We start from the raw sequence: 7,721 nt of genomic DNA, 5'->3' as shown, positions 1-7,721 counted from the left end.
GTCGCTTTTACCTCAGCCCAGTAACTTAAATCCCAAACTTTTTTACCATCCTGTTTGTCCCACTGGTCAAAATCAACAAATTCTTTTTCCAGGCTAGAGATCTCCATTATCAAGTCTGGGTAACGATTTAAGCAGTCTTTTTTAACCGCTTCCAGTGATTTAGAAAGGCGTTCCCAAAGATTCTCGAGCAAAGGTAATCCTTTTTCCTTCGCTTCATCTTCACTATTGGCAAATAGCCTGTGTCCAATAATAATTGTCGCCATATCTACCCAAACTGGCAATTTACTCCTCTACTATGTGGACATATCTCCCCAACGTCAAGGGATTGGGTAGATTATTTTTGAGATTCTTCGATTGCACTTGAAACACCGTCAATTAGCTTCTTATTCTTGCGACTCCGAGCGCCATAGATCCGCGCTGAGAAGACTGTTACCAGTTCACAAATCGACCGACATCGCCTCTCAAAATGCGTCTCAAAAGCTTCTGAAATCCCTTTTTCTGGTAGTTCAGTCCTTTGTCATTCGTAAGGGCTTGAGGTTTGTCTTTACATAAATTAACATAGTTCCGTTTATTTCCATCAACCGACTTACAGTTATTTCAGCCTAAAGATAGGGTATTTTTGACCAGGCGTATGTTTATGCTGAAGTGTGATCAACAACAAGAATTCACCGAAAAACTATGCCGAGAGCCTCAGTTGAGTAATACATAAAAAAGATTACTCAAAATCATTCACATCTTAGTTTATTTGTCAACCCCTATTACTGGACTGATGTTCTGGCAATTATGCCAACCCTATAAGGAGCAATTTCATGGCAAACAATCAAGACCAACAGAACAACGTCGAAGTTCTTGAACAAGGCAACATTTACTTCTGCTACCGACCCAAAGTCGAAGAACATTCTGTCGAAGGACTTGATGATGTGCAGCGGTTCTACATGGTTCTGAAACCTCACGGAAAGGCATCCTATCGCCTGATTGTAGTGGGACAAAAACAACTACCAGAAGTGAGCCAGCACGGGCAACAAACCTGGGGTTTTGTCGAAAGTGTCAGTAGTGACGCTAAAAAGATTGAGCAGGGTTTAAGAGAAAAGACCTATCAGACAAAAACCCGAGGCAAACGAGAACAGCCTGCTGCCCGTTCCGTTGGCGAAGGGGTCTATGATCTGGTGCTTCACAATGATCACACTCATCTAGTTTATGCCCTGGAACTTCCGGAAGAACAAGGTCAAGCGCAGCAGGAACTACGGATCGAACCGGAAGGAAGTTATATTCTCAATATCAAAAATCCCGACAAACCATCTCCGCAGGGCGCTGGCTTAAGAGAGGAGCAAAAAGTTGACTTCCCCCAAAACCTGCAAAAATACTTTGAGAATCATCGTTTTATTCCAGCCAACCCCCCAGATTTTCTCGACTACAGTGGCGCTGAAATGGTGTTAATTTCAGCCGCCGCCGATGTTTCTAAAGAACTCGGTATCGAACTCGATCCACAATCAGAAACCGAAAGTACGGCGGAAATCCTGAATGACCTGCGGATGCGTAAATCCCGCCATCCCATTGAACCGCTGCTGACAGGGGAATGGCGTTAGTTAATAGGATCTTTTTGGATCGCCGAAATCTAGATATACCGTAGGGTGGGCATCGCCCACCAGCCAAAAGTTCAGTACCATTCAACTTAAGATAGTTGAGTGTATTTTCACAAGCGTCAAATCCTTACTGTTCCCCGTTCCCTGTTCCCTGTTCCCTTGTCCTCATGCTCAACTTCAATATTTAATGGCTAATGAGTTTATCTGAAGAAAAACTGCAACGTCAGTACACAATGGTTGATGGTTTGTCCATACACGATCGCAGATCCACAGAGGCGCTACCCGAAGACGCTCCCATCGTGATCCTGATCCATGGACTGGTGGTTTCTAGTAGCTATATGATGCCCACGGCTGAGTTACTCGCACCCGTTGCTCATGTCTACGCGCCTGACTTACCTGGTTATGGTGAAAGTGATAAGCCAGACTATATGCTGGAGTTGCCTGAATTAGCCGATATCTTATGTAAATGGATGGACGCCGTAGGAATCGAGAAGGCGACAATGCTGGGGAATTCCTTCGGCTGTCAAATTATCGTAGAGTTTGCCATCCGTCACCCTAATCGCATCGAACGGGCGGTGCTTCAGGGACCAACGATGAATCGGCACGCCCGCAGCTTCGGGGAACAGTTGTGGCAATTGATTCTAGACTCACGCTATGAAGATTCCTCCCAAGCACCGATTCAAGCTTATGATTACTGGCAAGCTGGTTTACTACGGGCTGTTTGTACGATTCAGATTGCCCTAGCCGATCGCATTGAGGCAAAGCTTCCCGACGTACAAGTCCCTACCTTGGTTGTGCGCGGTGAAAAAGACCCACTGGTGCCACCGTATTGGGCAGAGGAAGTCGTGGAACTCTTGCCCCAAGGTCAATTAGCCGTGATTCCCGGCGGCGGACATACTCTGAATTACAGCGCTCCTGTAGAATTGAGCCGTGTAACAAAAGCCTTCCTAGAGGCAACAAAATCGCATCAGTTGACACAGGAGGTTTAGATGCAACTCCCCTTTGACAATCGCATGTTAACGTCTATGTTGGCAATGATGCGAATAGCCCCCCCTTACATTGCTGACTTTGACTCCGCCTCAGGGATGCTGCGGGCGACGGCGGCTTATTTGCGCGGGGAAGATTTTCCCGGAGTCGGTATCGCGCCACCGATGACAGAACCCCTAATTTCCCTAGTGAATCAGTTACCCCGTTCTCTCCAGGAATCGATCTACATTCGGGGTAGTGCAGGTGAAGCCATTGCTGCCGATCAGTTAGGGAATATCAGTGCTGATGCTGTGGCTCAATGGATGGTGAGTGAGTATCCCCAGCGCTCATACCCAGCCGTTGCGATCGGTTCTTCCTGTGGGGCGATGGTTCATCTCTACGCAGCTTTGGACATGCCATGGCTACCCCAAACCTTTCTCATCCCAGTAAAGCATCCAGGGATTGATCCAGACGAGCCAAAAAAGATTTTAGAGTGGAGTAAACAACCCGCAAGGGATCTGCTAGAGGCTAATCCTGATCTCACCTTGTACCAGATGCACGATCCAAGTCAGGATCGGCTGACGAGTCAGGGGATGAGCTATTTTCGCGTCAAGCGCTTGCGCCTGGGTAAAACTTACGAGCGCTTCTTGGAGAATTCGTTACCCAGAGGCGGGACAATCTTTCTCGTCGAATGCCAACGTACCTTCCCGACAACTCAGGTTAGCGATCGCCATATTTTCCAGTTTGGCGCATTAGGGGGTGCAACAGCAGAAGAGTTCCTCCACGGTGGCGAACGAGTTGCCCAGTTTCTGGAGAAATACCAGTCACCTCTGCGACAATGGGACTCACCTACCCCAGATCGCGATCGCCCGGAGGCGGAGTGGGGCTTTGAGCCAAGTCTACGTGAGGATGTGGAGCGTTTTGCCCGTCAGCGAGGGTATCGGGTGCGGCGGATCACGTTTGAGCAACCAGAGGATATGAGTCCCTTTGTGGCTGAGTTTTATCGGTGGTGGTACAAGCAGCGTCAGATTGTTTCCAATCGGTTATTAGTCGAATCCTTTATCCTGCAAGAACCGTTTTGGACGTTGCGAACGGGTTCAGTCCCGTTTTGGATGAAGTTTAACACGGAAGTGTCTTTCAATTGGTTGAACCAATATTTAGACAGTACAGACGCTTATGATCAGATCTACATGATGCTCTTTTCTCATGGAACAGATTCCATCGGTTTATCTTCGATTGAGGATTGGCGTACTGTTCTCAACCGCGCCCGTTTGCGGGGTGAGTTTGTTGGCGTAGATGAGGACAAATATCCCAGAGATTTTGCCACATTTATGCACTACTACACCGATTTACCGAAGACGATTCGGGTACGTTACCCACTCCCTGAACCCCTAGCCTTAGAGAAACTGGATCAATTTATTAGCGAAAGGGGGGATGCTTTTCCAGTGAATTGGAGTGATAATGTGTTAAGCGATATTCAGGAAGGAGAGGAAACCGCTCATAGTTCGTAGTAAGGGCTTTAGCCTTTTATTCATTACGCGATCGCTGATCAGGATAAACCAACCCATCGTGCGATCGCGCAGAATCACCCAAGCACAGAAGTGATCAAAAACAAACCCTCTGTTAATATAGTACAAAAGTTCTGACCTAAAATCTACAGGTCGAGTACAGGCACAGAGAATCAGATGAGCGGAAGTGGCGGCGGCGGTGGATATGAATATCAAGCACGGGCAACAGCTTACGTTGGTACACATATACTGGCTCAAGAACCTTTGTCTTGGATTGAACACTCCACGCCCGATATCCCTATTTCTGTAGAGGAAGAAACAAACGGACCTGGAGATGACCTAAAAATCACGTTGAAAGACGGTACGGTTATAGAACTTCAAGCTAAACATGGTCTAAAAAAAGATAAAAAATTCTGGGAAGCAATCTTAAAGCTAGCTCACGGACTTGCAGAGAAATCATCCCTATACGGAATTCTCCTCACTGACTTTACAGCAAGCAGAACTATTAAAGATAAACTCCGCCAAGACCTAAAGCGACTGGGACAAGGACGGACAGACGATCTCAAGGACATAACACAGGAAGTTAGGAATAAGTTTGCAGAAGAAGGGATTTCCAATGATTCAGAACTTTTCAGGCGTTTGAGGATTATTGTTGTTGATCTTGATGATGACTCTCAAGGAGCAAAAAATGCACAACTATTGCTTTCAAAGGTCATAGAAGATCAGTACCAGACTGGAACAGCGTGGGAAACCCTGGTTAAGGATGGCTTAAATCTGATTACGATCAGGGGGCGTCGCGATGCAGCAAGCTTAGCGCGGTTACTCACCAATAAACCTATTCAGCTATCTTCAACAAGTTCAAACCCTGCTGTTATTGCTGAAGGTTATCGAGAATGGCTCAGTCAAAAAACTGCTCACTTAAAAGTCCCTGGATTTCCTCTCCAGAGAGAGCTTTCGATTGAAACAAATTGGATTCCACTCCAAGCCAAACTCAGAGAAGGTGATCAGACAAGCTTTGACGCAGAGTTCATCCCAGAACTTTATCGCCTCAGTGTTGTAATCGGCGCTCCAGGAACTGGGAAAAGTACACTATTGAGGCGTTTAGCCCATGGTTTATCCGCTGCGGAAAAACGGGTTATTTTTATTCGACTCCCGGACGTGAAAAAATTATTGGATAGTGAGAAAAGTGAGGGATTTGAATGGGCAATCCTCAAAGCTGCTGCTGATAATTCGGGATTCAACGACAAGGAATTACGGCTGGCGCTCAGTACACCTGACTATCTACTCGCGGATGGACTAGATGAGTGTAAATCTGATCGAGCCAACATAGCAGATAAGTTAGATGCATGGGTAGCTAACTCCAGCACCAAGATTGTAATAACTACACGCCCTAGTGATGAATCAGGAATTCTACCCGGTTGGGAACATATCGAACTATCTCCGCTAAATAAGCCAGACATTTTGAAATATTCTCAACAGCTTTTGGCTGCTTACTGTGAGGATGCGGCTAAGGTTCAAGAACGACTAGATTCACTCCATTGGCAGCTACAAGACAGTACCAACGCTTCCCTAGCAGTGCAGAATCCACTACTTTTAGGATTTATTGTTCAGTTAATAGCCGAAGATGTAAAAATTGGTCAAAACCGTACACAGTTATATAACAACATCATAAAGCTTGCATCTAAAAGACCTCCACTTGACAGAAAACCAATTGAGTTTAGTGAACGAGACGCACAACGCATTTTTGAAATAGCTGGATGGAAACTACTGCATAAACCTGAGCTTGCAGCAGATGAATTAATTAACAGCATAATTGAAGAGCTTGAGTTGAGAGATTACACGCGGCGGGAAGCCGAAGAAAAAGCAGAAATTGGTGTGGGGTTTTGGCAAAATCGCTGCATTTTTGAGCGGTACAGCTTGGGAACCCAGGATATAATTAGCTTTGTTCATCCGACTTTGTGTGAATATGCAGCCGGACGATATGCCTCTCGTTTAAGTGATGAGAAACTCTGCCAATGGTTAGAGCGAGTTAGACGGAAATCAGAGTGGAGGGAATCTATCCTATTTTGTGCTGGTTCAGGTGCGGCTGAGCGGATTAGTAACCATTTGCTTAAACTTGACAATCCAGAAGATCCAGCATCAAAAGAAGTGCTATTAGCTACCGACATTTTGGCAGAGTTCAAAAAGCCATCACTTGAACTTTTAAAGTTAGTAGCTAATCAGATAAAGCTTCGACTAAAGTCATCTAATTCATCCGTCAGTTGTGAAGTCCTTGAAGCGGCACTGAAGCTGACGAATCTGGTTCCAGAAATCATTGGTTCTATTGCACAATCCTTACTCAAGGATACTCAGCCTTGGACTTACTTAGCTGCTGTTAGGATTTGCTTATTTTTTGGGGATAAGTATATAGATTTGGATGCTGTAACCGAAATAGTAGATACAATAATCACTCAGGTAATTCAATCAAAGCGAATATCTAGAGTTATAGTTACCTTACCTTCAAATATAAAGCATATAGATGCAGCTTCTCTCCTAGAAGGACGAGATATAGTAATTGAAGAAGATTGGCAGGGACAATGGAATCTCTGGAATCAGGTTGTGCTTGAAGGGGTCAACTTACTTATGAGAAAGCAACCTGGTCTTGAGACAGATAGGCGAATTGAGCAAGTCCTTGAGGAAGGATTATTTACATTCCTCACTAATTCTTCAATGGAATTTTATTTAAGTGAATATGTGTTGAAAAACCTTGAGGAAGATGATCGACAAGAACACGCAAAAAGGCTTTTACCACTCAGTAGCGCTAGATTAGTTAAGCAAGCTAAAGCTTTTTACGAAACTTTTGACGAGCCCTTTAGAGAACTAAAACGAGATCGGGAAGCTAATCAAGCAATTCTTGAGGCAGTTATTCGCGTAACCAATAATACTACTTCAGAAGCAATCCTACCAAAGCCGCAATCACAAGAGTTAGTTGCTTTGGCTATCCTTTTGCGAGGAATGCGTTGGTCAAAAGTCCGGGCTTGTGACTGGAGTCTTATAAACGCTCCATTTGATTTAGATGCTGTTGATGCCGTGTTTAAGGGAGCAATTGCAGCAATGAAGATTGACTCTCCAACATTGGCTACACAGGCTAAGTTCGCTCTACAGGACATCCAGCACGATTTAGATATGATTGAATCTGTACTACGAAGTGAGACTAACGACAACGAAAAAGAGTGGGCTTTACAGCAAACAATTAAAAAGATTACTGACAACCCCTTTGCTTGGAGTATCAGTTCTAACCAAATTCCTAAAGTACCTGTTGAGCCTAAATGGGAGCTTGCTAAAAACACGGATATTACTTCAAAGGATTTAGTTCATGCCCTAAATCATCCATCTCCAGGAATTTTCCTGAATGCGGCACTGCTATTGATGCATGGAGTTGGAGGTTCTGAAGGAATGTACCTAGTCAGAGAATTTCTAAGAGAAAAAAATGATTTAATTCCTAAGTTGAAGGAAATTTTAGAAGATTGGGTGCAGCAATGTTTGGAGTAAATTAACTGCATTTGCAATTGCTATAAAATTTCATTGTTTCATAATTATATGTCAATAATGGCGAAAGCCGTGTAGTGCGAGCATCTTGCTCGCTACTAATACCCAATTTAAATGCATGACAGCTTATCAGTGT

The 7,721-nt window shown here is 44.6% G+C and carries 5 protein-coding genes; 4 read left to right on the top strand and 1 reads right to left on the bottom strand.

The annotated features are described in order from the left end of the window. A partial coding sequence (locus tag RIE73_RS06845) for a hypothetical protein (RefSeq protein ID WP_446400478.1) occupies positions 1-263 on the bottom strand: 263 nt, incomplete at its 3' end. 546 nt (positions 264-809) lie between these two features. Between RIE73_RS06845 and RIE73_RS06840 the strand changes: the two genes are divergently transcribed. The 4 genes from RIE73_RS06840 to RIE73_RS06825 all read left to right on the top strand — a co-directional run bounded on the left by RIE73_RS06840 (position 810) and on the right by RIE73_RS06825 (position 7,588). Next, positions 810-1,586, top strand: a complete 777-nt coding sequence (locus RIE73_RS06840) for a hypothetical protein (RefSeq protein ID WP_446400477.1) — start codon at positions 810-812, stop codon at positions 1,584-1,586. 191 nt (positions 1,587-1,777) lie between these two features. Continuing rightward, positions 1,778-2,572, top strand: a complete 795-nt coding sequence (locus RIE73_RS06835) for an alpha/beta fold hydrolase (RefSeq protein WP_446400476.1) — start codon at positions 1,778-1,780, stop codon at positions 2,570-2,572. Next, positions 2,573-4,060, top strand: coding sequence for a hypothetical protein (locus tag RIE73_RS06830; protein WP_446400475.1), 1,488 nt, complete (start codon positions 2,573-2,575; stop codon positions 4,058-4,060). 174 nt (positions 4,061-4,234) lie between these two features. Further along, the gene (locus tag RIE73_RS06825) at positions 4,235-7,588 is read left to right on the top strand and encodes an NACHT domain-containing protein (RefSeq protein ID WP_446400474.1); all 3,354 of its coding nucleotides are present in this window, start codon (positions 4,235-4,237) and stop codon (positions 7,586-7,588) included. Positions 7,589-7,721 lie beyond the last annotated feature (133 nt).

The organism is Coleofasciculus sp. C1-SOL-03 (assembly GCF_040220555.1).
Classification (GTDB): Bacteria; Cyanobacteriota; Cyanobacteriia; order Cyanobacteriales; family Coleofasciculaceae; genus Coleofasciculus.
The sequence above is the reverse complement of the archived record's forward strand: the minus strand, read 5'-3'. Positions and strand labels throughout refer to the sequence as shown.